Annotated in this window: 23 protein-coding genes; all 23 read left to right on the top strand. The window is 53.6% G+C overall.

Translation table 11 applies throughout. From position 1 onward, the window contains the following. Positions 1 to 177 precede the first annotated feature (177 nt). Positions 178 to 1,263, top strand: coding sequence for a 3-phosphoserine/phosphohydroxythreonine transaminase (gene serC / locus E4O97_RS18290; protein WP_032877177.1), 1,086 nt, complete (start codon positions 178 to 180; stop codon positions 1,261 to 1,263). Beyond that, entirely contained in the window at positions 1,263 to 2,357 is a 1,095-nt protein-coding gene (pheA, locus tag E4O97_RS18295) for a prephenate dehydratase (protein WP_003172650.1), read from the top strand. The genes serC and pheA overlap by 1 nt, the downstream gene beginning before the upstream one ends. Before the next feature lie 9 nt (positions 2,358 to 2,366). Further along, on the top strand, positions 2,367 to 3,479 hold the full coding sequence (hisC, locus tag E4O97_RS18300; protein ID WP_032877176.1) for a histidinol-phosphate transaminase: 1,113 nt from the start codon (positions 2,367 to 2,369) through the stop codon (positions 3,477 to 3,479). 28 nt (positions 3,480 to 3,507) lie between these two features. After that, entirely contained in the window at positions 3,508 to 5,718 is a 2,211-nt protein-coding gene (locus E4O97_RS18305; protein WP_248130593.1) for a bifunctional prephenate dehydrogenase/3-phosphoshikimate 1-carboxyvinyltransferase, read from the top strand. Then, on the top strand, positions 5,715 to 6,404 hold the full coding sequence (gene cmk / locus E4O97_RS18310) for a (d)CMP kinase (protein WP_005786302.1): 690 nt from the start codon (positions 5,715 to 5,717) through the stop codon (positions 6,402 to 6,404). Before E4O97_RS18305 ends, cmk begins: the two co-directional genes overlap by 4 nt. A gap of 120 nt (positions 6,405 to 6,524) precedes the next feature. Beyond that, positions 6,525 to 8,210 carry a 30S ribosomal protein S1 gene (rpsA, locus tag E4O97_RS18315; RefSeq protein WP_005786304.1) on the top strand — a complete coding sequence of 562 codons (1,686 nt, stop codon included), beginning with the start codon at positions 6,525 to 6,527 and terminating at the stop codon, positions 8,208 to 8,210. Positions 8,211 to 8,370: 160 nt separating this feature from the next. After that, positions 8,371 to 8,655, top strand: coding sequence for a lipoprotein (locus tag E4O97_RS18320; RefSeq protein ID WP_032877175.1), 285 nt, complete (start codon positions 8,371 to 8,373; stop codon positions 8,653 to 8,655). Between the two features lie 131 nt (positions 8,656 to 8,786). After that, positions 8,787 to 9,083: an integration host factor subunit beta gene (ihfB, locus tag E4O97_RS18325; RefSeq protein ID WP_003189779.1), complete on the top strand. Its 297-nt coding sequence runs from the start codon at positions 8,787 to 8,789 to the stop codon at positions 9,081 to 9,083. A gap of 24 nt (positions 9,084 to 9,107) precedes the next feature. Further along, positions 9,108 to 9,338, top strand: coding sequence for a LapA family protein (locus E4O97_RS18330; protein ID WP_078820664.1), 231 nt, complete (start codon positions 9,108 to 9,110; stop codon positions 9,336 to 9,338). Between the two features lie 336 nt (positions 9,339 to 9,674). After that, positions 9,675 to 11,018 (top strand): Wzz/FepE/Etk N-terminal domain-containing protein, encoded by a 1,344-nt coding sequence (locus E4O97_RS18335; RefSeq protein WP_148852327.1) that lies wholly within the window; start codon positions 9,675 to 9,677, stop codon positions 11,016 to 11,018. A gap of 474 nt (positions 11,019 to 11,492) precedes the next feature. Then, positions 11,493 to 12,299 carry a GNAT family N-acetyltransferase gene (locus E4O97_RS18340; RefSeq protein WP_187432753.1) on the top strand — a complete coding sequence of 269 codons (807 nt, stop codon included), beginning with the start codon at positions 11,493 to 11,495 and terminating at the stop codon, positions 12,297 to 12,299. A gap of 67 nt (positions 12,300 to 12,366) precedes the next feature. Beyond that, on the top strand, positions 12,367 to 13,407 hold the full coding sequence (locus E4O97_RS18345; protein ID WP_206362127.1) for a DegT/DnrJ/EryC1/StrS family aminotransferase: 1,041 nt from the start codon (positions 12,367 to 12,369) through the stop codon (positions 13,405 to 13,407). A 14-nt stretch (positions 13,408 to 13,421) separates the two neighbouring features. Beyond that, entirely contained in the window at positions 13,422 to 14,570 is a 1,149-nt protein-coding gene (locus E4O97_RS18350; protein ID WP_248161897.1) for a DegT/DnrJ/EryC1/StrS family aminotransferase, read from the top strand. 5 nt (positions 14,571 to 14,575) lie between these two features. Further along, entirely contained in the window at positions 14,576 to 15,925 is a 1,350-nt protein-coding gene (locus E4O97_RS18355; protein WP_248130092.1) for an oligosaccharide flippase family protein, read from the top strand. A gap of 11 nt (positions 15,926 to 15,936) precedes the next feature. Continuing rightward, positions 15,937 to 16,947: a polysaccharide biosynthesis protein gene (locus tag E4O97_RS18360; RefSeq protein ID WP_122733244.1), complete on the top strand. Its 1,011-nt coding sequence runs from the start codon at positions 15,937 to 15,939 to the stop codon at positions 16,945 to 16,947. A gap of 1 nt (position 16,948) precedes the next feature. Further along, on the top strand, positions 16,949 to 18,136 hold the full coding sequence (locus tag E4O97_RS18365; RefSeq protein ID WP_148852323.1) for a glycosyltransferase family A protein: 1,188 nt from the start codon (positions 16,949 to 16,951) through the stop codon (positions 18,134 to 18,136). A 40-nt stretch (positions 18,137 to 18,176) separates the two neighbouring features. Continuing rightward, a complete protein-coding gene (locus E4O97_RS18370) occupies positions 18,177 to 19,016 on the top strand; it encodes a glycosyltransferase family 2 protein (RefSeq protein ID WP_216090927.1) in 840 nt (279 codons plus the stop codon). 32 nt (positions 19,017 to 19,048) lie between these two features. Further along, positions 19,049 to 20,065, top strand: coding sequence for an EpsG family protein (locus tag E4O97_RS18375; RefSeq protein WP_187432750.1), 1,017 nt, complete (start codon positions 19,049 to 19,051; stop codon positions 20,063 to 20,065). Between the two features lie 100 nt (positions 20,066 to 20,165). Next, on the top strand, positions 20,166 to 21,185 hold the full coding sequence (galE, locus tag E4O97_RS18380) for a UDP-glucose 4-epimerase GalE (RefSeq protein WP_216090928.1): 1,020 nt from the start codon (positions 20,166 to 20,168) through the stop codon (positions 21,183 to 21,185). Further along, the gene (locus E4O97_RS18385; RefSeq protein ID WP_148852319.1) at positions 21,182 to 22,306 is read left to right on the top strand and encodes a glycosyltransferase family 4 protein; all 1,125 of its coding nucleotides are present in this window, start codon (positions 21,182 to 21,184) and stop codon (positions 22,304 to 22,306) included. The genes galE and E4O97_RS18385 overlap by 4 nt, the downstream gene beginning before the upstream one ends. Positions 22,307 to 22,335: 29 nt before the next feature. Then, positions 22,336 to 23,319, top strand: coding sequence for an SDR family oxidoreductase (locus tag E4O97_RS18390; RefSeq protein WP_148852318.1), 984 nt, complete (start codon positions 22,336 to 22,338; stop codon positions 23,317 to 23,319). Next, a complete protein-coding gene (locus E4O97_RS18395) occupies positions 23,316 to 24,335 on the top strand; it encodes a glycosyltransferase family 4 protein (RefSeq protein WP_216090929.1) in 1,020 nt (339 codons plus the stop codon). Before E4O97_RS18390 ends, E4O97_RS18395 begins: the two co-directional genes overlap by 4 nt. 86 nt (positions 24,336 to 24,421) lie before the next feature. Further along, positions 24,422 to 26,419, top strand: a complete 1,998-nt coding sequence (locus E4O97_RS18400) for a nucleoside-diphosphate sugar epimerase/dehydratase (RefSeq protein ID WP_122733236.1) — start codon at positions 24,422 to 24,424, stop codon at positions 26,417 to 26,419. Positions 26,420 to 26,468: the final 49 nt, after the last annotated feature.

Raw genomic sequence — 26,468 nt, forward strand, 5'->3', positions numbered from 1 at the left:
TTTGCCTGGACGCGGTCCATGTGGGAGCTGGCTTGCCTGCGATAGCATCACCGCGGTATCACTGGAACTACCGAGGTGCCTGTATCGCAGGCAAGCCAGCTCCCACACGGGTTGGCTTCAAACAAAGGGTGTTGCCGAACATGATTGCAGCCCCACCAGATCAGAGTGAGATTGGATGTGAGCAAGAGAGCCTATAACTTCTGTGCCGGTCCCGCGGCGCTTCCTGAAGCAGTCCTGCAGCGTGCGCAGGGTGAACTCCTCGACTGGCATGGAAAAGGCCTCTCCGTGATGGAAATGAGCCATCGCAGCGATGAGTTCGTGTCCATCGCCACCAAGGCCGAGCAGGACTTGCGCGACTTGCTGGACATCCCCTCCGACTACAAAGTGTTGTTCCTGCAAGGCGGCGCGAGCCAGCAGTTCGCTCAGATCCCACTGAACCTGTTGCCCGAAGAGGGCACTGCCGACTATATCGACACCGGTATCTGGGGTCAGAAAGCCATTGAAGAGGCCTCGCGCTACGGTCACGTCAATGTGGCCGGTACCGCCAAGCCCTACGACTACTTCGCCATTCCAGGTCAGAACGAGTGGAAGCTGACGAAGGACGCGGCCTACGTTCACTACGTCGCGAACGAAACCATCGGTGGCCTGGAATTTGATTGGGTGCCTGAAGTCGGTGACGTTCCGCTGGTGTGCGACATGTCCTCGGACATCCTCTCGCGCCCGATCGACGTGTCCCGGTACGGCATGATCTACGCCGGTGCGCAAAAGAACATCGGCCCGAGCGGCATCCTGGTCAATATCATCCGCGAAGACCTGCTCGGCCGCGCCCGTTCGCTGTGCCCGACCATGCTCAACTACAAGGTCGCGGCCGATAACGGCTCGATGTACAACACCCCGCCGGCGTTTGCCTGGTACCTGTCCGGCCTGGTCTTCGAATGGCTCAAGGAGCAGGGCGGTGTGGCTGCGATGGGCAAGCGCAACGAAGAGAAGAAGCGCACCCTGTACGACTTCATCGACGCCAGCGGCCTGTACAGCAACCCGATCAACCTTACCGACCGCTCGTGGATGAACGTGCCGTTCCGCCTGGCCGATGATCGTCTGGACAAGCCGTTTCTGGCCGGCGCCGACGAGCGTGGCTTGCTGAACCTCAAGGGCCACCGCTCGGTCGGTGGTATGCGCGCCTCCATTTATAACGCTGTCGACATCCACGCCATCAACGCGCTGGTTGCCTACATGGCAGAGTTCGAAAAGGAACACGGCTAATGTCTGAGCAAGAACTCAAAGCCCTGCGCGTACGCATTGACAGCCTGGACGAGAAAGTTCTGGAGCTGATCAGTGAGCGCGCGCGCTGCGCCCAGGAAGTGGCTCGGGTGAAAATGGCGTCCCTGGCGGAAGGCGAAGTGCCGGTGTTCTACCGGCCTGAGCGCGAAGCCCAGGTGCTAAAGCGCGTGATGGAGCGCAACAAGGGGCCGCTGGGCAATGAGGAGATGGCGCGGTTGTTCCGTGAAATCATGTCTTCGTGCCTTGCCCTTGAGCAGCCGCTGAAAGTGGCCTACCTGGGCCCCGAAGGCACTTTCACCCAGGCGGCGGCCATGAAGCACTTCGGGCACGCGGTGATCAGCAAGCCGATGGCGGCCATCGACGAAGTGTTCCGCGAAGTGGCGGCCGGCGCGGTGAATTTTGGCGTGGTGCCGGTGGAAAACTCCACTGAAGGCGCGGTCAACCACACGCTGGACAGCTTCCTCGAGCACGACATGGTGATCTGTGGCGAAGTCGAGTTGCGTATTCACCACCACCTGCTGGTGGGCGAGAACACCAAGACCGACAGCATCAGCCGTATCTACTCTCACGCTCAGTCCCTGGCCCAGTGCCGCAAGTGGCTGGACGCCCATTACCCGAATGTTGAGCGCGTGGCGGTGTCCAGCAACGCCGAAGCGGCCAAGCGGGTCAAGGGTGAGTGGAACTCGGCGGCGATTGCCGGCGATATGGCTGCGGGCCTCTACGGGCTGACACGCTTGGCCGAGAAAATCGAGGACCGCCCGGACAACTCCACGCGCTTCTTGATGATCGGCAGCCAGGAAGTGCCGCCAACCGGCGACGACAAGACTTCGATCATCGTTTCCATGAGCAACAAGCCCGGCGCGTTGCATGAGCTGCTGGTGCCATTCCACGACAACGGGATTGACCTGACGCGCATCGAGACTCGTCCTTCGCGCAGCGGTAAATGGACCTACGTGTTCTTTATCGACTTCATCGGCCACCACCGCGACCCGCTGGTCAAGGGCGTGCTGGAGAAGATCAGTCAGGAAGCCGTGGCACTCAAAGTGCTGGGCTCCTACCCGAAAGCGGTTTTGTGAGGCTTTGACATGAGTGGCAACTTCCTCGCCCTGGCTCAGCCGGGCGTGCAACAACTCTCGCCTTACGTTCCAGGCAAGCCTGTGGACGAACTGGCCCGTGAGTTGAATCTGGACCCGTCCAGGATCGTCAAGCTGGCGAGTAACGAAAACCCGCTGGGTCCGAGCCCCAAAGTATTGGCGGCGATTCGGGAGGAGCTTGCCGAGCTGACCCGTTATCCCGACGGCAATGGCTTTGCCCTCAAGTCCCTGCTGGCAGAAAAATGCCGGGTCGAGCTCAATCAGGTGACCCTGGGCAATGGTTCCAACGACATTCTTGAACTGGTCGGGCGTGCCTACCTGGCGCCCGGTTTGAATGCGGTGTTCAGTGAGCATGCATTTGCGGTCTACCCGATCGTGACCCAGGCCGTAGGGGCTGATGCGCGCGTCATTCCTGCCAAGAACTGGGGCCACGACCTGCCGGCGATGCTGGCAGCGATCGATGCGCAAACCCGCGTGGTGTTTATCGCTAACCCGAACAACCCGACCGGCACCTGGTTCGATGCGCAGGCCCTGAACGAGTTCCTGCAGAACGTGCCGGAGCATGTGCTGGTTGTGCTGGACGAAGCCTACATCGAGTACGCCGAAGGCGGCGACCTGCCCGACGGCCTGGATTTCCTCGCGGCCTACCCGAACCTGCTGGTGTCGCGCACCTTCTCCAAGGCTTATGGCCTGGCGTCGTTGCGGGTTGGCTACGGCCTGTCCACAGCGGTAGTGGCCGATGTGCTGAACCGCGTACGCCAACCGTTCAACGTCAACAGCCTGGCCCTGGCGGCTGCGTGTGCGGCGGTGAAGGATGCCCAATACCTGGAAGAAGGGCGCCGCCTTAACGAAAGCGGCATGTTGCAGTTGCAGGACGGCTTTCGCGAGTTGGGCCTGGGCTGGATTCCGTCCAAGGGCAACTTCATCTGCGTCGACCTCGGCCAAGAGGCTGCACCGGTATTTCAGGGCTTGTTGCGCGAAGGCGTGATCGTGCGTCCGGTGGCCAACTACGGTATGCCGAACCACCTGCGTATCACCATTGGTTTGCCGGCCGAGAACAGCCGCTTCCTGGAGGCGTTGGCCAAGGTTCTGGCCCGTGGTTGATGTCACTGCATTGCAACCTGCTGTGCCTATGATCGGTCGCCTGGTGGTGGTCGGCCTGGGGTTGATCGGTGGTTCGTTCGCCAAGGGCCTGCGGGACAGCGGGCTGTGTGGCGAAGTAGTCGGCGTGGACCTTGACCCGCAATCGCGCAAGCTGGCGGTGGAGTTGGGTGTCGTGGATCGCTGTGAAGCGGACCTGGCAATCGCTTGCCAGGGCGCGGACGTGATCCAGCTTGCGGTGCCGATCCTGGCCATGGAGAAATTGCTCGCCGTATTGGCTGGCATGGACTTGGGGCAGGCGATCCTCACGGACGTCGGCAGCGCCAAAGGCAATGTGGTGCGCGCGGCACAATTGGCGTTTGGTGCTATGCCGCCGCGCTTTGTGCCGGGCCATCCGATTGCCGGTTCCGAGCAGAGCGGGGTGGAAGCGTCCAATGCGCAGTTGTTCCGTCGGCATAAGGTGATCCTGACGCCGCTGGCGCAGACTGATCCGGCGGCGTTGGCCGTGGTGGATCGGCTCTGGCGCGAGCTGGGCGCGGATGTGGAGCATATGCAGGTCGAGCGCCACGATGAAGTGTTGGCCGCGACCAGCCATCTTCCCCATCTGCTTGCATTCGGCTTGGTGGATTCGTTGGCCAAGCGCAACGAAAACCTCGAGATTTTCCGTTACGCCGCCGGTGGTTTTCGCGATTTCACGCGGATTGCCGGCAGTGACCCGGTGATGTGGCATGACATCTTTCTCGCCAATCGCGAAGCGGTGTTGCGCACCCTGGACACGTTCCGCAGTGACCTCGACGCCTTGCGCGATGCGGTGGATGCGGGTGATGGCCATCAGTTACTGGGTGTGTTCACCCGGGCGCGGATGGCGCGAGAGCATTTCAGCAAGATCCTGGCGCGCCGGGCCTATATGGAAACTGCAGTGAACGCCGATGAGCTGACTTTTATCGCCAATCCGGGTGGCCGCTTGAGCGGATGCATTCGGGTGCCAGGTGACAAGTCGATCTCCCATCGATCGATCATGCTGGGTTCATTGGCTGACGGCGTAACGGAGGTCGACGGTTTCCTTGAAGGCGAAGATGCCCTGGCGACCTTGCAGGCGTTTCGCGACATGGGCGTGGTGATCGAGGGCCCGCACCATGGGCGAGTGACTATTCATGGGGTTGGCCTGCACGGCTTGAAGGCAGCGCCAGGACCGATCTACCTGGGTAACTCCGGTACATCGATGCGCCTGTTGGCGGGTCTGCTTGCGGCGCAAAGCTTCGATAGCGTCCTGACCGGTGATGCATCGCTGTCCAGGCGCCCGATGAGTCGCGTGGCCAAGCCGCTGCGGGAAATGGGCGCGGTGATCGAGACCGGTCCTGAAGGGCGTCCGCCGCTGACCATTCGTGGTGGGCAGACGCTCAAGGGCCTGACTTACGCGTTGCCGATGGCCAGTGCGCAGGTTAAATCCTGCCTGTTGCTGGCGGGCCTGTATGCACAAGGTAAAACCGCAGTCACCGAGCCTGCGCCGACCCGCGATCATACCGAGCGCATGTTGCGTGGCTTTGGTTATCCGGTGGCGGTGGAGGGCGCGACGGCGTCGGTGGAGTCGGGTCATCGGTTGACGGCTGCCCACATTGAAGTGCCTGGGGATATTTCGTCTGCGGCGTTTTTTCTGGTGGCGGCCTCGATTGCCCAGGGTTCGGAGTTGCTGCTTGAGCATGTCGGCGTCAATCCTACCCGCACCGGCGTGATCGATATCCTGCGGCTGATGGGGGCTGATATCAGCCTTGAAAATCCGCGTGAGGTAGGTGGCGAGCCTGTTGCGGACTTGCGTGTCCGGGCAGCTGTCTTGAAGGGTATCGAGATTCCAGTGGCGTTGGTGCCGTTGGCGATCGATGAGTTTCCCGTATTGTTTGTCGTCGCTGCCTGCGCCGAGGGGCGCACCGTATTACGCGGTGCCGAGGAGCTGCGGCTCAAGGAATCGGACCGTATCCAGGTTATGGCCGACGGTCTGCTGGCCCTGGGTGTGAAGTGCCAACCCACGCCTGATGGGATTATCATTGACGGTGGCCCGATAGGCGGTGGCGAAGTGCATGCCCATGGCGATCACCGCATTGCCATGGCGTTCAGCGTGGCCTCCCTGCAGGCAGCGGCGCCGATTCGTATTCGTGACTGCGCCAATGTTGCTACGTCTTTTCCGAACTTTCTTACACTGTGTGCCCACGTCGGCATTCGTGTTGCCCAAGAGGCTCAATTGTGAATATCAAAGCACCGGTGATTACCATCGACGGGCCAAGCGGCTCGGGCAAAGGCACCATCGCCGGCATCCTGGCCAAGCGCCTGGGCTGGTGCCTGCTCGATTCCGGCGCGCTGTACCGCCTGTTGGCATTCGCGGCGCGCAACCATGGTGTCGACCTGACCAACGAAGAGTTACTGACGAAAATTGCCGCCCATCTGGACGTGCAGTTCATCGCGGCGACCGACGGTCAACTGCAGCGCATCATTCTGGAAGGCGACGAAGTCAGTGATGTGATTCGTACCGAGAGCATCGGTGCCGGCGCCTCCCAAGTGGCTGCTTTGCCGGCGGTTCGTGAGGCTTTGCTGCAGCGCCAGCGTGCGTTCCAGGAGCCGCCGGGCCTGGTGGCCGACGGCCGTGACATGGGCACGGTGGTGTTTCCCGAGGCGCCGTTGAAGATATTCCTCACGGCCAGTGCCGAGGAACGAGCGCGCCGCCGCTACTTGCAGTTGAAGGGCAAAGTCGATGGTGTTAGTCTGTCGAGTCTGCTAGATGAGATCCGTGCACGCGATGAGCGTGATACCCAGCGTGCGGTAGCCCCGCTCAAGCCGGCGGCTGACGCCATACAGCTGGATTCCACGGAGTTGTCCATCGAGCAGGTGCTGGAACGCATCATGAGTGAAATCGCCATTCGCGATATCGCCGGGTGATCAAGAAGGCCGCAGGGGACCAGTCATAGTCCTGCGGTGGCTTCTTTTAACTGAAACTGACCCACACCGTCTGGGGTGTGGAGATGGGCGTATTCTTCGCCCTTATCAACAGGAATTAAAATGAGCGAAAGCTTTGCGGAACTCTTTGAAGAAAGCCTAAAAACCCTGAACCTTCAGGCAGGCTCCATCATCACCGGTGTTATCGTTGATATCGATTACCAAGCTCGCTGGGTAACCGTTCACGCTGGTCTGAAGTCTGAAGCTCTGATCCCGCTGGAACAGTTCTACAACGATGCTGGTGACCTGACTATCAATGTCGGTGACGAAGTTCACGTTGCTCTGGACTCGGTTGAAGACGGTTTCGGTGAAACCAAGCTGTCCCGTGAAAAAGCCAAGCGCGCTGAATGCTGGATTGTTCTCGAAGCAGCCTTCGCAGCTGAAGAAGTGGTCAAGGGCGTTATCAACGGTAAGGTTAAAGGCGGCTTCACTGTCGACGTTAACGGCATCCGTGCGTTCCTGCCAGGTTCTTTGGTCGACGTTCGTCCTGTGCGCGACACCACGCACCTGGAAGGCAAAGAACTCGAATTCAAAGTCATCAAGCTCGACCAGAAGCGCAACAACGTTGTCGTTTCCCGTCGCAGCGTGCTGGAAGCAGAGAACTCCGCCGAGCGTGAAGCTCTGCTGGAATCCCTGCAGGAAGGCCAACAAGTCAAAGGTATCGTCAAGAACCTCACCGATTACGGCGCATTCGTCGATCTGGGTGGCGTCGATGGCCTGCTGCACATTACCGACATGGCTTGGAAGCGTATCAAGCATCCTTCCGAAATCGTCAACGTTGGCGACGAGATCGATGTCAAGGTTCTGAAATACGATCGTGAGCGTAACCGCGTTTCCCTGGGCTTGAAGCAGCTGGGCGAAGATCCATGGGTTGCTATCAAGGCTCGTTACCCAGAAAGCACTCGCGTAACCGCGCGTGTTACCAACCTGACCGACTACGGCTGCTTCGCAGAGCTGGAAGAAGGCGTGGAAGGCCTGGTACACGTTTCCGAAATGGACTGGACCAACAAGAACATCCACCCTTCGAAAGTCGTACAAGTCGGCGACGAAGTGGAAGTTATGGTTCTGGACATCGACGAAGAGCGTCGTCGTATCTCCCTGGGCATCAAGCAGTGCAAATCTAACCCATGGGAAGATTTCTCTGGCCAGTTCAACAAGGGCGATAAAATCTCCGGCACCATCAAGTCGATCACCGATTTCGGTATCTTCATTGGTCTGGACGGCGGCATCGACGGCCTGGTTCACCTGTCCGACATCTCCTGGAACGAAGTTGGCGAAGAAGCTGTTCGTCGTTTCAAGAAGGGCGACGAGCTGGACACCGTTATCCTGTCGGTTGACCCAGAGCGCGAGCGCATCTCCCTGGGTATCAAACAACTGGAAAGCGATCCGTTCTCCGAGTACGTTCAAGAGAACGACAAAGGCGCCATCGTTAAAGGCACTGTGAAAGAAGTTGACGCTAAAGGCGCCATCATCACTCTGGCCGACGATATCGAAGCGACTCTGAAAGCCTCCGAAATCAGCCGTGACCGCGTTGAAGACGCGCGCAACGTTCTGAAAGAAGGCCAGGAAGTAGAAGCCAAGATCATCAGCGTTGATCGCAAGAGCCGCGTGATCCAACTCTCCATCAAGTCGAAAGACGAAGTGGAAGAGAAAGAAGCTATCCAGAGCTTGAAAGAAGCTGCTCCGGAAGCTGCTGCTGACACCACCATGGCGGCACTGCTGCGCCAGGCAATGGCCAAGCAGAACTAAGTTCTGTAAAGCTGTTGAAAAAGGGCGACTTCGGTCGCCCTTTTTTGCGCCTGAAATTTGATGAAGCAACTGCATCGAACGAAGGCGTTCAGCCCAATGTCAGAACTGACTATAGTCTTTGAAACGGCTATTTCGCGTTGCTGACTCAATAAGGGTTTGAATGAACAGGATTATCGTAATACTTGCATTGGCAGTGCTTGCCGGCTGCTCCTCCACCAGCGCCAAGACGCACGCCAAGCGAGGTGTCAGTGGCATCGAGATCGACTGTTCCGGCTTGGGTAATAAATGGGAGAAGTGCGAGAAGCGTGCTGCCCGTGAGTGCAAGATGCAGGGCTACAAAGTCATCACTCGCTCCAGTGATGCAGAGGATGAAGAGGGTGACTACCTGTTCGGCTGGAACCCGGCTGGCGCAGTTACGCGGACGATGTTGGTGATCTGTAAATGAGTAACGGTAGGGTGGCTGAAGGCGTTTATGCGGTCGGCAGATAAGTTTACACATGGGCTGTTCAAATTCATCAAGTCATGCTAAAACCTTCGAAGCGCTTTTCCTAGCTGCTTGAAAAAGAAGGGAAAAATATGACGAAGTCGGAGTTGATCGAACGAATTGTCACCCATCAAGGGCTGCTCTCATCCAAGGATGTGGAGCTGGCTATCAAGACCATGCTTGAGCAAATGTCCCAATGCCTCGCCACCGGAGACCGCATCGAAATCCGTGGCTTCGGCAGTTTCTCACTGCACTACCGCGCACCGCGCGTAGGCCGCAACCCAAAAACCGGCCAATCCGTCAGCCTCGATGGCAAATTCGTACCCCACTTCAAACCGGGCAAGGAATTGCGTGACCGGGTGAACGAAGAAGAGGAAGAAGGCGTCTGAGTGTTTTTGGGGAAGGAGAAGGGTATGCGTGGGGTAAAGCGCGTTGTTGCGGTATTGATTGCAGTGCTTGCGGCGTTGGTGGTCTTGGCATTTGTGCTGGAGAACCAGCAGGGTGTGGCGCTGTCGTTCCTGGGGTGGAGTACTGCGCAGATGCCGGTGGCGGTGTTTGTGGTGGTGGCTTTGATTGTTGGGATGTTGATTGGTCCAGTGTTGGGAGTGTTTCTGCGTAGGCGTCAGAATAAGTCGATTGCTTGATTGTCTTAGGCGGGGATTGGATAAGCGGTGATCGTGACCGCTTGTCAGAAATCTCATGCCCTTCAAGGATTATGAATCGCTGCGGGTGCCTATTGGCGCAGCCCCGTAGATTGCGATAGTTCCTTGGAAAACTCAGAATCGCCCTACATACATGTCAAGACTTGTAAAATGTCTGAGAGATGGCAAAATGGAATCTGTTCTCGATAACAGGCATTTTGTGCGCTCGAAATTCGGCAGAGACGCAGGGTTTTGACGATAATCCAATTAAAATAAGAAAATACACAATCTGTTTTGCATAACGAGCCCGCAGTTTCTCTTTGAAGGCAGGTTTTTGTTGTGAGTAGTAGTTTCCGCGTCCCGCCGGCACCATCGTCCGGCGAAATTGATCTTGCTCAAATCTTGCGTGCTGCCTGGCTGCATAAGAAATTAATTTTAGCTACGTCCATCGTTTTTGGGTTGCTGGCTGGCTTTTATGCCTATTCAGTGGTTCCGGAGTATGAGGTCAGCAGCGTGCTGCGACCTGCTGCGATCAACGAACTCGACGCGCTGAATCGCTCGGAAATTTATCAACTGCCACCTAGTGCAGCGCTCATCAGGGTGGGGGCTTCTCTGGAATCCTACGACACCAGGTTGGGTTTTTTTCGTTCCAATCCAAAGCTCTTTCAAGCGTTTGAGCGCCCAGGCAGAACGTTGGAGCAAAGTTTCGAAGAATTTAATCGCAATTCCATTCGGCTTATTCTCACTGATCCAAGAAAGATAGATACTCTCAGTCCCTTTATTGGCATTGAGATGACCTACCCGCAGGGGGTTGATGGTGTCGCGATTATCAACGGGTTTGTTGATTACGCCATCGCCACTGAGCGAGACCAAATTGCTGGCGATCTGAATGTAATCGTTAAAAATCGCTTGAGTGAGCTCAAGGGCAAGTTGGAGGCTGCTCGTTCCAGTTATCAAATTGGAAAAGAGGCCAAAATTGCGGCATTGCGAGAGTCTGATAATTTGCGCCGAGCGCAATTGCAGGATGAGCTCAAGGCTTTGCGTGCGCAGCTAAAGGCGTTGCGTGGGGATCGTATCGCGCAGCTTACGGAGGCGATCGGCATCGCCAAGTCACTCGGGATCCGCAAGCCTACTACGCCCTCATCGCTTGGCGACTCGGATCGAGCCAGTTTGACTGGGACCATGCGTACTGAAATCAATAATCAGCAGATTCCTTTGTACTTCATGGGTGTCGAGGCCCTTGAGGCTGAGCGCTCAGCGTTGGCGCAGCGTAGGTCTGATGATTTTACCGACGGGCGAATTGCCCAGATCGCAAAAGAGCTTCAACTGCTGCAGGCTAACCGCGAGGCAGAAGTATTGGGCCGGCGCGATAACGAAGACATCTTTCTGGGTGGTGTGGAATCTCTCAGGGCCGAAGAGGCCCGCCTGTCCGCACTCAGTATCGACATTAGCCGGCTCAAGCTGGTGACGGTGGATAAGCGAGCATTGGAGCCTTTGGCGCCAATTCGGCCTAAAAAGACCCTGATCATTCTTGCGGGCCTGGTCCTTGGCCTCCTGTTAGGATTGGCAGTAGCGTTGGGCAGTTATCTTTTCAAAGCAGCCGGGAGTGACTCGCGGAATCGACTGCGTGCGTCCACCTCACTCGCAGACGCGCAATTGTCGATTGCGGGCCGAGAAAAATAATGCCGTAAGCGCCTGTAGGGTGGAGGGCGGATGATGCCAGGCATTAAAGTCACTGAGCAATTGTGAGGATGAGAACGACTTTTTGGTTTGTTTTCGGAACTCGCTAGTTCGCGTCGTATCCAACCCGACAGGCAGGTCATGGCATTTTGCTCTGTTTCGGGCGCGCTGTACGCTTGCTGGCCTGGCACCGTCTCTTGTGCAGGTTTCGGTCGGCTCCTGTTTAAACTTCCATCAAAGGGCACCCGATCAGTAAATTTGACTGATTTTTTCACCCGCTACACTGAGCGTTGGTTCAAAATTGGATACCGCTTGCTATCACTCTTGGTGGTTAAACATTGAGGGTGGTCAGGGGGATTCTCTAAGCAGTTTTTGAGGGAGCAAGAATGGTGTCGAATTTGGTGCCTTTGAAGTTTATCTGGCTGGCGACGCTTGTGGAGTGGCCGAGCGCCACTGAGCATGGGTCGGGCACTCATAATGTCTGATGTAATTGCGTGTGCTGGGACGTCCGAGGCTGCCCGAGCGCTATTCTGGGAGGTTTTCTTTTTTTCTCGTGGCCGCGGGGTGAGCTTGCAGGTTCATTTTCCCTGGTTAGAAAATGATCAGGAAGTGACTTGCCTTGAAATCAGAGATCCCTCCAATCTTGAGTCTGCCATAGCCGCTCTGATTATCAGGGCAATTGAGCTACCCAATGGCGAGCCGGTAGGGTTGATCGGGTTAGTCTGCGTACATGAAGAGTGGAGGGGAGCAGGCTTGAGTGTTGAACTGATGTCCGCTGCTATGGACCATGCTATGCATAATGGCCTATCCGCGTTGGTGCTCTGGACTCAGAAGCCAGGCATCTACGAGCGGCATGGCTTCCGTTTTGACGAGCAAGAATCAACAGGGTCGATCTATCTCACTAACAAGTGTGCTGTCGACATTGAGTACGTAACGAGCGACTGGCCTGGCTCGGATACACATGATCGAGAACGTGGTCTTCCGCCGTTTGCTTTATATGGGCAACGGATTAAAAGTGAAGGCGCTGAGTTGATTCTTTTAGGCGGGGCAGATCGCGTAACCTTGGCTGAGTGGCAAGGGGAGGACTCGCAGGTGGCGAGTTTGATCCAGGTTGTTATGGCAGAGCCTTGGATCATCAATGTCTGCGCACAAAGTACGTTAATGGCGGAATTGACTAAAAGAGGCTTCAAAGTTGATCTTGTGCCTGGAGCGGTTCGAATGATCAAGTGGTTAACAAACCGTCCCTCGACAGTGCACCCTATTAAACTTATTGATCGGATCTAAATTAATGTCTAGTAGTCTTCCAATGTTACCTATCGTTAAGGTCGCGATGCCTCCTAAAGAGGTACTGATGCCCGCCTTGGAAGCGGTGCTCTATAGCGGAATGATTGGCGAGGGCGAGTTTGTTTATCAATTCGAAGCGGCATTTGCGCAATTGTTTGGTCTCCAGAATGTAGTGGCTACGAGCAGCGGTACTGCAGCCTTGCACTTGGCTATGCTGCTTAGCGGCATCGAGCCTGGAGATGAGGTCATCACCACCTCTATGACAGCTGAGCCGACGAATACGACAATTCTGCAAATGGGTGCCAAGCCAATTTTTGCAGACGTTGACAGCCTGACAGGTAACCTTGATCCCTCGGCAGTGGAAGCCCTGATTACAGAGAGTACAAAAGCTATTTGTGTTGTCCATTACGCCGGATATCCTGCGCGGTTGAATGAGCTGCGATCCATAGCCGATCGTCACGGACTGTCTCTGATCGAAGATTGCGCCCATGCACTGGGAGCGTCTTATGGAAATCAGTCCATTGGGACAATTGGTGATTATTCGATCTTCTCCTTTCAAGCGATCAAGCACATGACCACCGTGGACGGCGGTGCCTTGGTGGTGAAGGATGCTGCAAAAATTCAAGAGGCACGTCGCTTGCGTTGGTTTGGATTGGCCAAGGGCGTGCCTCGCACCGAAGTCGATATCACGCGCGTGGGTTACAAATACAACATGCATAACGTGGCGGCCGTTATCGGGCTCAAGCAACTTGAATATATAACGCCGCTATTGAAGCGGCATCAAGCTAACGGCCAATACCTGGATCAGGCATTACAGGGTATCCCTGGACTCCAGCCAGCTAAGTATGAAGCCAACGCACAGTCTGCCTACTGGCTTTACACGCTGCTAGCGGATGACTCGGATGATGTTGAGCGTATCTTGGCTGAAGAGCGCGTAATGGCGTCGAAGCTGCACCGTCCCAATCACTTTCATTCGGTATTCAAAGAGTTCGTGAGGCCGATGCCACAATTGGATGCTTTTTATAAAAAATTGATTCATGTGCCCTGCGGTTGGTGGGTCTCGGATGAGGATCGTGAGAAAATTGTTACGGCCTTGAAACGCGGCTGATTAGAGATTTGACTATGCCTAACAACGTTCCTCTGTATAACTCAGTCGTGCTCCCTGAAATGGAGCAAGCTGCTGTGGAAGTTTTACGCTCCGGAAGAATCGCGGGCGGAGAGTGGGTGGCAAAGTTTGAGTCCGAGATGGAAAAAATTACCGGCTTACCCCACGTAGTTTCCACCATTGATATGACGACGGCTTTATACCTCGCCCTGCATTTGGCTGGTGTAAAAGATGGAGACGAGGTACTCACCACGGCGTTTGCGTGTCTCTCCACCAACTCGGCGATTGCACAGAGCAGAGCGGTTCCTGTCTGGGTGGATGTCAGTCCGCGCTCGGTTACCATGGACGTTGCAGACCTCGAGTCGAAGATCACGGCTAAGACTAGAGCGGTTATTTTGTATCATGTTGCTGGCTATCCTGGGCCAGCCCGTAAAATAGCAGAAATATGCAAGAAACATAATATTGTCTTGATAGAAGATTGTGATAACGCTGTGTCAGCGACGCACGCTTCGTTACCGGTTGGCGCTTACGGTGACTTTGCCATTTATTCGTTTTATCCAAACCGACAGATCAATACCACTGAAGGTGGCGCGCTAGCATGCCGAAGTATTGATATGGCGAATAGAGCGCGCAAGTTACGGCGCTTTGGTATCGACTTCAGCACTTTCCGATCAGCTATTGGTGAGATAAATAGCAGCTCGGATGTGCCGGAAATTGGCTGGAGCATGACGCTGAATAATATGTGCGCGGCTTTGGGATATGCTCAGATGGCATCCTTGCAGTCTCGGCAGGCCGCCACACAGGCTAATGCCCAAGCGTTGCTGGGGTTAACCAGAGATATTGACGGTTTGACACCTGTGCCTGTGTTAGAGGGTGACCAATCCGCCTATTGGGTATTGCTGTTTTTTGTTGAAAAAAGAGATGAAGTGATTCGCCGGCTCAAGCAGTCCGGAGTCATGGTTTCAAGTATTCATCAAAGAAACGACACCTACAGCGGGTTTGACGCGGCGCCGCAATATCTGCCGAATACCGATTTTCTTCAGCAGCATATAATAGGTGTGCCGTGTGGTTGGTGGCTCGACGAGGATGACCTACTGACGATCACAGCGTCTTTGAAGGGGGCACTGAGCGGCGCTGTGGATACTATGACCGATTGTACAAAATGATGAATATGTCCGTTATTAGCAGGATGCTGATGCTGTACGCTGGGCGATCATCCAGCCTATTGGTAGCTTTTGTTTTTTTACCTATTTATAGCCGCATGCTCGGTGCGAGCCAATTTGGCAGCATTGCGGTGATTTTGTCCTTTCAAGCACTTTTGGTGATGATGGACTTGGGCATGTCAACGCTGCTGGGGAGGGAGGTTTCTGTATCCGGCCAAGATAAATCCCCCTTAATCAAGTTGCTTAGAAGTGCGGAGCTTAGTCTCGCTGGATTTTATGGGTTTTTGTTTTTTGTCGCGGTAGGCGTCAAGCTGTTTATTGCGGAGCTGGGCATCAGCTGGGGGGCGATCCTTGCGGTAGTCCTGCTGTTTTGGTTCCTGGTGCTGCAAAATCTTTACTATTCGATGCTGATCGCCAACAGGCAATATATATCGGGTAGCGCTTTGCAGGTGATAGGCGTGTCGCTGAGAGCGGCCTTGACTGTCATCGCAATGTACGTGTTTTCAGCGACCCTGGATGTGTTCATATACACCCAACTGGTAACTACGATTATTCATTGGTGGGTGTCTCGAGTGTTCTTGATAAAAGATCTGTCGGGCACAGCACTCGGGGTCCAAAAGACTGATTGGCCATCCTTTTCCGAAGCATTCAATCTCACGAAGGCCGGTGGCGCGCTGGTTATCTTCTCCGCGGCGGGTGCCGCGGTGACGCAGCTCGACAAACCAATCATTTCATTTTTTACTTCAGCTGCCAGTGTCGCGCCCTATTACCTCGCGAGCTTGCTTTGCATGGCCCCGATTTCGATTCTCGCAGGGCCGGTCAGCCAGTATTTTCAACCGATCATGCTGCGCACAGCAGCTAGCGGAGTGAGCAGTGACGCGCGTAAGATAATTATCAGGTTCGGCATCTCGGTCTTCGTAGTGACCGCGCTACCGACCTTTGTGCTCTGGTGGTTCCGTGATCCCCTCATCACGCTGTGGGTGGGGCCAGGAGCCAATAACGAGCTGATTTCAGCCTATCTCGCGATACTTTTACCCGGTGTTGCAATCGGGGCTTTCGGATTTATCCCTTATAGCCTGTTAATCTATGCCAAAGACTTCAGGTTTCAGGCGACCATGTCGGGCTTTTTGACGATCGCCACGCTGGTCATGACGATATTGGCTGCCTCCGCAGGCGACGTAAAAGCGATCTGTTATGTGTACTCGGCCTACCATGCGTCATCGACTATGGTTTCGTGGGTCAGGGCGATGACCCTGCCTGAGGTAAAAGGGTACGCGAGAGTTTCGGCGCTATTGGTTTCTTCAGCAGTGCTGTTGTTTGTAGCGGTGGTAGCGCTGCTGTTTTTCTTCTTGGTTTGATTGGTGAAGGTATGTTTGACAATAAGGTTTTGATGATCACCGGTGGTACAGGCTCATTTGGCAATACTGTCCTGAAGCGTTTTCTCGACACCGCGGTTAAAGAGATCATCGTGTTCAGTCGCGATGAGAAGAAGCAGGAAGACATGCGGATTGCGCTGAACAATCCCAAGGTGAAATTTCACATTGGCGATGTAAGAAATTACGAAAGCATCAGTCGGGCAATGGCCGGGGTCGATTACGTATTTCACGCAGCCGCGCTGAAGCAAGTGCCGTCCTGTGAGTTTTACCCGATGGAAGCTGTATTGACCAATATCATCGGTACAGAGAACGTGCTCAATGCGGCGATCGATAACAAAGTACAGCGCGTTGTTTTGCTGAGTACAGATAAAGCAGTCTACCCGATTAACGCTATGGGTATTTCCAAGGCGATGGGCGAGAAGGTCCTGATCGCAAAGTCTCGAACAGTCCGCGACGGCGGCCCTGTGTTGTGTGCGACCCGTTACGGTAACGTAATGGCATCCCGTGGCTCGGTTATTCCGTTGTTCGTGGATAAAATCAAAGCGGGTGTCCCTCTGACGGTAACTGACCCGAACATGACCCGCTTCCTCATGAGTCTTGAAGACTCCGTGGACTTGGTATTGCATGCGTTCGAACATGGCGAGCAGGGTGATATCTTCGTGCAGAAGGCGCCGGCCAGCACCATCGGTGATCTGACGAACGCGTTGAAGGAGCTTTTTAATAGCCAGGTGCCGGTTAATATTATCGGTACTCGACACGGCGAAAAACTCTATGAGTCTCTGGTGTCTCGAGAAGAGATGGCCAAAGCCAAAGACATGGGGCGTTACTATCGAATTCCAGCGGACAATCGCGACCTGAACTATGATAAATTTATTATCGAAGGTCAGCCCGAGGCAAACGCAATTGACGACTATACGTCGCACAATACAGAGTTGTTGAAGGGCGAAGATATTAAGAAGTTGCTCATGACATTGTCCTATATTCAGCGCAGCCTCGGTCAATAGTATGAGTATTCTGAGCGTCATTATCCCTACGCATAATCGGGCGCGCTACGCGATTCCGTCAATCCGATCCATATTGGATCTGTCCGAAGAAATTCAAGTAGTGGTTTGCGACTCGAGCCCGGTTGACGAAATATCAGAAGCCTTTAAAGGTTTCTATCCAGAAGCACGCTTGAAGTTGGTCCGTTCAACTGAGGGCATCAGTGTGGTCGATAACTTTAACCTTGGGTTGCAGTCGGCAGATGGTGATTATTTAGTTTTCATCGGCGATGATGATTTTGTCGCGAAGGAAATAATTGATGTTGCCCATTGGGCTAAAAAGCACGATGTTGATGCGCTGAAATTCAACTTCCCTGCGTTGTACTACTGGAATGATTTCAAGCATTCAACCCGTGGCGATTCCTATTTTGGCACGCTGCATCTGAGCCCCTTCACAGGTGATGTGGTTCGACACGATGTCAAAGCATCGGTCAATTACGCTCTGGATAATTTTGGCGGTGGTGTATTTGGAATGCCGCGTGCATATGCCGGTATGATTTCAAACGCATTGGCCAAGAGGATTGAAGGGAAGTATGGCGCGCTGTTTGGCGGTGTCAGTCCTGATATCTACAGTTCATTACTGATCGCCACTGAGTCCACCTCGTGCGTGTTGGTCGATTATCCGGTTATCGTACCAGGCGCCTCGGGTCAAAGCACTTCTGGCAAGAGTGTAACGGGCGGGCACTACGGAGCATTAAGAGATAATGCTCATATTGCGCCGTTCAAAAATTTGGTGTGGGATGCACGAATACCCGAATTTTATTCGGTTCCCACGGTGTGGTCGTATTCTCTGCTTAAGGCTGTCGAGCGAGTTCAGTCCCAGGGCGGTAAAAATCTGAACCCGAATTTTGGCAGGCTGTTATTGAAGTGTTTCGTTTATTTTCCAGGCTCGTATAAGCATACATTGACTTCGCTGAAGGCAGCTTGCGCAGAATTTGGTGTTTTGAAGATTGCAGCACAGTTGGTATCTTCGGTGTGCTCAGAATTTTTATGGGGTGTGTCCAGGATAATCAACCGGGTTCGTGCGCGATACGTCGAGAAGAATGTCGAGGTTTTTGACCAGCTCAACACCACATTGATCGGCAGCGAAAAACTGCGTGAAGTCTTAGATGCGCGTGGCTCGAAGATCAGGTTTCCTGAGTCGAATTCGTGAACTTCTATTATTTGATAATTGCGAAGGTGTGAGCCATAACATGCTGTTTGAAAAGGGCGCCCGTAGCGCCGCGTCTGCTAACGTAAGCGTTGTGATTCCTTGTTATCGCTGCAAGGCAACGATTCGGCGTGCGCTTGATTCAGTGTTTGCCCAGACGCTGAGACCCGTCGAGGTATTGTTGGTCGATGATGCAAGTCCGGACGGCACTCTAGACTTTCTTCAGTCATTGGTCACGGAGTACCCGGAGAACTGGGTGCGGGTTTGCGCGTTGAAAAAAAACGCAGGACCCGCAGCGGCTCGCAACACGGCATGGGAAATGGCGTCGCAGCCCTATATTGCGTTTCTAGACTCCGATGATAGTTGGCACCCACAAAAAATAGAGCTTCAGTATGGCTGGATGCTGGAAAATCCAGAGGTGACGCTAACCGGACAGATCTGTGAGACGCTGAGTTCGGAGTCGATGCCGCATCATGTTTATAACGCTGCGCAAGCGGGGTTCTATCAGGTCACCTTCGCGGATTTGTTGAAATCCAATAGGTTCTCAACGCCCTCGGTCATGATCAGGAAAGATGTGGCTTATCGTTTTTCCACGGATAAGAGGTTCTGCGAGGACTACCTGCTGTGGTGCGAGTTGCTGGGAAGTGGCGCTCGCGGCTATTCACTTGAGTTGCCCTTGACGTTTTGCCACAAGCCCATTTATGGGCATGCCGGGCTAAGCAGTAATATGTGGGCAATGGAAAAGGGGGAGTTGGATGTCTATGACCATCTTTTTCGTGAGGGTCGAATTGGGCCGGTCCGTCGGCGTCTTCTGAAAGGGTGGTCGTTCGTGCGTTATATGCGCAGAGTGCTTAAGGTTAAGTTGGGAAAAAGCTTGGAATGATATATCTAATTGGCTGGGGAACGTTGTATCTCATGTTTTTCCTGACCGGGTTGGCGGGTAACAGGACGCGCCTCTTTATCGCAATATCTTTGATTGTGTTTATGGTGTTTTCGGTCATGCGCGGTGCCGTAGGTACAGACACGGCGAACTATGAGTTGATCGTTGAAGGCTTTTCGGCGGACTATGTCTGGGGGGGGATGGAGCCGGGTTTCGTATTGTTGGGTAAAGCGTTATTGTATGTTTCAGACTCAGGCGTCGTCGCAGTAAGGGTGCTCAGTTTTCTGATTTTTGTGATGCTGTTTCTGTACTTGGCTCGTGCTGACAAGAACGAACGTTTTTTACTCATCGCCTATATTTTGCCGACCTTTGTTTATCAGTACAGCATGAACGGGTTGCGCATTGGGCTGGCGGCAATGTTGGTGTTGCTGGCCACGCAGAACGTGCGTCAGTTTAGGTATAAATCTGGAGTGGTGCTGGCGGTATCTGCGCTGTTGTTTCATTACTCGTCACTGGTGTCGTTGCTATTTATCTGGGCGTCGTGGTCTCGGTGGCTGAAGACAAGTAATGTCTTGGTTGTCCCAGTTGTGGTATGTGCGCTGTTGTTTTTGTTGAGTTTGAATGGTGACTACTTTCTCGCCAAATTGCTGTCTTATCAGGATTCAGAGTCCCCCAACCCGCTGTCGGGACTGAGTAAGGTCGCGGTATTGTTGCTGTTTGTGGCAGCGTTGTTCTTTTCAAAACTTCCAAATGCGGAAAAAACCAAACTCATAGTGTTAGGCGCTGGTTTCACCATTTCTTTTTGGTTGGTGTCAGCGGTGTCGTATGCTGGTTTGCGATTTTTGGATTTGATATCCTTCGCCTTTCCCGTTGCGATTCTTTTGACCTATAGCCGTCTCGCTTTGAATTTTGACACAACAATCAAGCTCGCTTTCATTGTGGCGGGCATTTTGAGCGCGGCGAGTGGCTACAGGAATTTCGTAGCCGAGGAGGGGGTTGGGCCCTCTCCGTTCATGCCTTATCATTTTATCGACTTTTCCAATGGAGGCTAGACAGCCTCATTCTGTATCTAGTAAACATCAGTAGAGCGGGTGTCAGGCTCTCAATCATTTTATATTCATGCGGTCGTGAAGGGCTGTTGGAGACGAAGTTGTGAAGATATTAGTAACTGGAGGTGCTGGCTACATCGCCTCCCACACGGTGGTCGAGTTACTGGGCGTCGGTTGGGACGTTGTCGTGCTTGACAACCTGGCTAATAGCTCCGAGGTTTCCTTGGTCCGGATTGCCCAAATAACTGGACGCGAGCCATTATTTGTCCTTGGCGACATTTTGGACGAGGCACTCCTCGCTACTCTTTTTCGCGAGCATAAATTCGACGCAGTAATCCATTTTGCTGGATTGAAAGCCGTAGGGGACAGCGTTAAAGACCCCCTTGCATACTACCAAACTAACGTTACGGGCAGCCTTTCACTATTTTCTGCCATGGCGGCCGCGGGCGTGTTCAGGCTCGTGTTCAGTTCGTCGGCAACAGTGTATGGCGAGCCAGACGTCATGCCTATTTCTGAGGAGTATCCCATTGGTGCGCCCAAAAGCCCCTACGGTCGTTCCAAGCTTATTGTTGAGCAGGTACTTGAGGACCTGGTTCGCGCCGATGATCGATGGGCGATAGCGACACTTCGATACTTCAACCCCGTGGGGGCCCATCCCAGCGGGCTGATTGGGGAAAACCCAAATGGCACGCCTAATAATTTACTGCCGTATATCAGTAAAGTTGTAACCGGTAAGCTGCCCTATTTGTCCATCTACGGTAGTGATTATCCAACATGTGATGGAACGGGCGTACGCGATTACATTCATGTTACTGACTTGGCGAACGGCCACGTCAGCGCAGTGCGGTATATAGCAGATAATACCGGCTTACATGCTTGGAACTTAGGAACTGGCGTGGGCTATTCTGTCCTGCAAGTGATAGCTGCATTTGAAAAAGTTTCAGGGGTGAAAGTCTCCCACAAATTGTGTGAGCGCAGGCCGGGGGATATTGCCGAATGTTGGTCTGACCCCGCGAAGGCGTTTAGAGATCTAGGGTGGCGTGCGGAATTGAATCTTGAGGATATGATGCGGGATACTTGGAGATGGTTACAGAGTAATCCGGACGGATATCAGTCCAAATGAAAATTGCCTTGATAGGAACTACTGCTGCCTGTGTGTTGGGCTTTCGTGCTGATCTAATCCGTGCGATGTCGGAGCAAGGCCACGTTGTTTACGCATTCGCCCTGGACTACGAAAGTGCAAGTCGCGAGGGCGTCAGGGCGTTGGGCGGTATCCCGATGGATTACCACATTAGCCGAGCGGGTTTAAACCCGTTAAATGACCTTGCCTCGACACTGAAATTATCCAGAACTCTTCGCTCCATCGCGCCAGACATGGTTTTTTCATATTTTGCAAAGCCTGTGATATTCGGTACGTTCGCGGCTGTGTTGGCAGGTGTCAAGCGCAGGGTCGGAATGTTGGAAGGCCTCGGCTACGTCTTTACCGAGCTCCCTGAGGGGATGGGGTTTAAACGCAAACTGTTAAAGTGGGTTCAAGTTTCACTTTACCGGATGGCATTTCCGTTTCTTGAGCAACTGATCCTCTTGAACAAAGATGACCAGATTGATTTGGTTGATAAGTATCGGCTGAGGGTCAATAAGGTTTCGGTGCTCGGTGGTATCGGCTTGAAATTGAGTGACTATCCCTATTCCCGGCCTCCTGTGTCTCCCGTGAGCTTCATATTTGTCGGACGACTCTTGGCGGAAAAGGGTGTGCATATATTTATTGAGTCGGCGCGGATTGTGAAAGAACAATTCCCGGAAGCACGATTCGTGATGCTTGGGGGTATTGACGAGTCGAATCCAGGTGGGCTGAAGGCGCATGACTTAGAGCGACTGAAGATGGAAGGCGTGATAGAGCATCCGGGTCACGTATCTGATGTTGTCAGCTGGGTCTCCGACGCCAGTGTCTTTGTTCTCCCATCTTATTACCGTGAAGGCGTCCCCCGGAGCACTCAGGAAGCAATGGCAATTGGCCGTGCGATCCTGACCACGAATGTACCCGGTTGTAAGGACACTGTGGTGGACGGCGTCAATGGGTACTTGGTTGCACCTTGGTCAGCGGAAGAACTCGCTGACAAGATGATCCATCTTATCAAACATCCAGACGATATAGTCCAAATGGGGCTGGCAAGCCATGCGATTGCGCAGGACAAATTTGACGCTGACATTGTTAATCAGCGTTTGATGAGTTATCTCGTTTGAAATTTTTGTATTTATAGGTCTGGTGGATTATGGAAGGCACTAAGAAAGTCGTGCTGCTGACGGGCGTTTCCGGTTTTGTAGGGCGGGCTCTTTTGGACTCTTTAGTTGGTAGCGCAAGCTATCAGATACGCGCCTGCGCTCGCAATATCGGTGTGGCCGAGCACCCTGGTGTCGAGTACATCGCCATGGGCGATCTGGGTGGCGATGCGCGCTGGGAATCTTTCACCCAGGATGTTGATGTGGTTGTTCACGCTGCTGCTCGCGTGCATGTGATGAACGATAACAGCACAGATCCTGTGGCAGAGTTTCGTAAGGTCAACGTGGACGGTACGTTGAACCTGGCGCGCCAGGCTGCGGCTTCCGGGGTACGGCGCTTCGTATTCATCAGTTCAATCAAGGTAAACGGCGAGTTCACCCTTCCCGGCAGGCCTTTCACGGCAGATGATTCTCCTGCCCCGGCAGACCCGTATGGCGTTTCCAAGCTGGAAGCTGAAAATGGTTTATTGGCCCTTTCCAAAAGTACTGGTATGGAGATTGTGATCATCAGACCAGTTCTCGTCTACGGGCCAGGTGTGAAGGCGAATTTCCGAAATATGATGGCGTTCCTGGCGAAGGGAGTATCCATTCCGTTGCCGCTGGGTTCGGTCAACAATAAGCGCAGCCTTGTTGCTTTGGACAATTTGGTCGACTTGATCAAAACCTGTATGGTGCATCCTGCCGCAGCCAACCAGATTTTTTTGGTGAGTGATGGCAACGATGTGTCCACCACAGAGCTTTTACGTAAAGTCGCGCACTCGGTTGGAACTAAGGCTGTGTTGGTCCCGTTTCCAGTAAAATTATTGACGTTTTTGGCCACGCTTGTTGGCAAGAAAGGGGTTGCAACCCGGCTATTCGGTTCACTGCAAGTGGACATTTCGAAAAATCATCAGTTGTTGGGTTGGTTGCCTCCTGTCACTCTCGATGCGTCCCTCAAAAAAACGGCCAACGCTTATCTCGAGAGTAAATTTGAATGACATTATTTTGGTTGTTTCCCGCCATTCTGATTTTGGCGCTGGTGCTCACAGGGGCTCTGCGCCGCTACGCTCTTAACAACAATCTCATTGATCTCCCGAATGGACGTAGCTCCCATGTCGTCCCAACGCCGCGGGGAGGAGGGGTAGCGATCGTCTCGAGCTTTCTCGCGTTCCTTCCCATGCTCTGGATCGGGGGTGTACTTTCTTTTGACGCATTCATGGCGCTATTCGGCGCTGGTCTGATGGTTGCGATCGTCGGTTTCCTCGATGACCATGGGCATATTCCAGCCCGCTGGCGCTTATTGAGTCATTTCACCGCTGCTGTCTGGGTACTGATATGGAGTCACGGCCTGCCCCCTGTCGAGGCTTTTGGCTATGTGGTGGATTTAGGCTGGTTCGCCCACATACTGGCTGCGTTCTACCTGGTGTGGATGCTCAACCTTTACAATTTCATGGATGGAATTAATGGCCTGGCAAGTGTTGAGGCCATCACCACCTGCTTCGGCGCAGCCTTGCTCTACTGGCTCTGCGCAACGCCCGTCATCGCCTGGGTACCGTTGCTTCTTGGTTTTGCGGTGGCTGGCTTTTTGTATTGGAATTTTCCCAAGGCCCGAATTTTCATGGGCGATGCTGGGAGCGGCTTCCTCGGCATATCCTTGGGTGTCCTGGCGATACAGGGCGCGTGGATGTCGTTTGATCTTTTCTGGGGGTGGTTGATTCTTCTGGGCGTGTTTATTGTCGATGCCACTTTCACGCTGTGTCGGCGTATTCTGCGCGGTGACAAACTATATGAGGCGCATCGCAGCCATGCCTATCAATTCGCTTCCCGCGAATTTAAATCGCACATTCCCGTAACTGTAGCTGTTGCCCTCATTAACGTTCTATGGTTGTTGCCTTTAGCTTGCTTGGTCGCGACTAAGCAGCTTGATGGTATCGTCGCGCTGATCATCGCGTACGCGCCATTGATATTGTTAGCCTGGAGGTTCAGAGCAGGTGCGTTGGAAGCCAGCAAATAACATTTGTTGCTCTGTCGATAGGATGGAGCGTATTTGAAATATCGAGCGACTGTTTTTTTGAACAATGCGGTGCTTTAGAGGTAGGTATGGATAGGGTTCGTGCATTTTTAGTTGATCTGCCACGGCGGCAAAAACGGCTTATTCAAGTTTCTGTAGATGTATTACTTGTGTGGGCTGCGCTCTGGCTGTCGTTCATTGTACGATTGGGTGTAGAGGATTTTGTTAACCCCTTGGTTGCCCATACCTGGCTTTTTCTGTGTGCGCCGATTGTGGCTGTACCGCTCTATATACGTTTTGGCATGTACAGAGCGGTTATGCGTTACTTTGGCAATGACGCGCTGATAGCTATCATCAAAGCCGTGAGCCTGTCAGCGCTGATATTGGGTGTCGTTGTGTACTGGTACAGCAACCACCAAAATGTCGTGCCTCGCTCTATTATCTTCAATTACTGGTGGTTGAGCCTGATAATGGTCGGGGGGTTGAGACTCGCCATGCGGCAGTTCTTCTTGGGCGACTGGTTCTCTGCTGCTCAGCATGTGCCATTCACCAGTCGCGACAATGGCCTGCCACGGGTTGCGATTTATGGTGCAGGCGCCGCAGGGAATCAGTTGGTTGCGGCATTACGGATGGGGCGTGTGATGCGGCCTGTCGCCTTTATTGATGACGATGTCAGCATTTCCGATCGTGTTATTTCTGGCTTGCAGGTTTATAAGTCCAAACACATCCAAAGGATGATTGATGCAACGGGCGCCCAGGAAATTCTCTTGGCAATCCCGTCATCCAACAGAGGCCGTCGCCGGGAAATCCTGGGGTTTCTGGAGGGCTTTCCGTTGCATGTTCGTAGTGTTCCGGGATTTATGGATCTCGCCAGCGGACGGGTTAAGGTCGACGATATCCAAGAGGTGGATATTGCCGACTTGCTGGGACGTGACGCGGTTCCGGCCCAAGGGGAATTGCTCGAACATTGTATCAAAGGCCAAGTAGTGCTCGTGACTGGCGCAGGCGGCTCGATAGGGTCTGAGTTGTGCCGGCAGATACTGTCGCTGCGTCCTTCTACACTGCTGTTGTTTGAACACAGCGAGTTCAACTTATACAGTATTCTTTCCGAGTTGGAGCAGCGCGTCTCCCGTGAGTCGCTGTCTGTGTTGTTACTTCCGATTTTAGGGTCTGTGCGCAACGAAGGTCAGCTGTCCAGCCTCATGAAGTCTTGGTGCGTAAATACTGTCTATCACGCTGCGGCCTATAAACATGTGCCGATGGTCGAGCACAATATCGCTGAAGGCATACTTAACAATGTGATGGGTACTTTGAGTGCGGCGCAGGCGGCACTCAAGGCCGAAGTCCAAAATTTCGTACTCATTTCAACGGACAAAGCGGTGCGTCCTACTAATGTGATGGGCAGTACAAAGCGGTTGGCCGAACTGATACTGCAAGCGCTTAGTCGTGAAGAAAATCCGCAATTGCACGGTGATTTAACCGCTGTAGGCACGGCTAACAAAACGCGCTTCACGATGGTACGTTTTGGTAATGTATTGGGTTCCTCAGGCTCAGTCATTCCGCTTTTTCACAAACAGATCAAGTCAGGTGGCCCCCTGACAGTGACGCATCCGAAAATTACCCGATACTTCATGACCATTCCCGAAGCTGCACAACTTGTCATTCAGGCAGGATCGATGGGCTTGGGCGGCGACGTGTTCGTTCTGGATATGGGCGAGCCGGTCAAGATCGTGGAGTTGGCTGAAAAAATGATCAATCTTTCTGGGCTGAGTGTTCGTTCCGAGAAAAACCCGCACGGCGATATTTCTATTGAGTTCAGTGGACTTCGGCCAGGCGAGAAACTCTATGAAGAGTTGTTGATCGGCGATAACGTTGCCCCCACCCAGCATCCAATGATTATGAGTGCTTCTGAAGACTATCTCGAATGGGATGTACTGAAAGGGGTGCTCAGAGATCTGCTGTCCGCGATAGAAGTGCATGACTACCCTAAGGTACGCCAATTGCTACGCGAGACCGTAAGCGGTTATGCGCCGGATGGCGACATCGTCGATTGGGTTCACCAGCAGCGTAGAATGAAGCTCAAGTGAGCTGAGGTGATTGGGTCCAGACCGAAAGTGATGGTCATGGTATGTGGCC

It is taken from the genome of Pseudomonas sp. W15Feb34, assembly GCF_023127765.1.
Lineage (GTDB): Bacteria > Pseudomonadota > Gammaproteobacteria > Pseudomonadales > Pseudomonadaceae > Aquipseudomonas > Aquipseudomonas synxantha_A.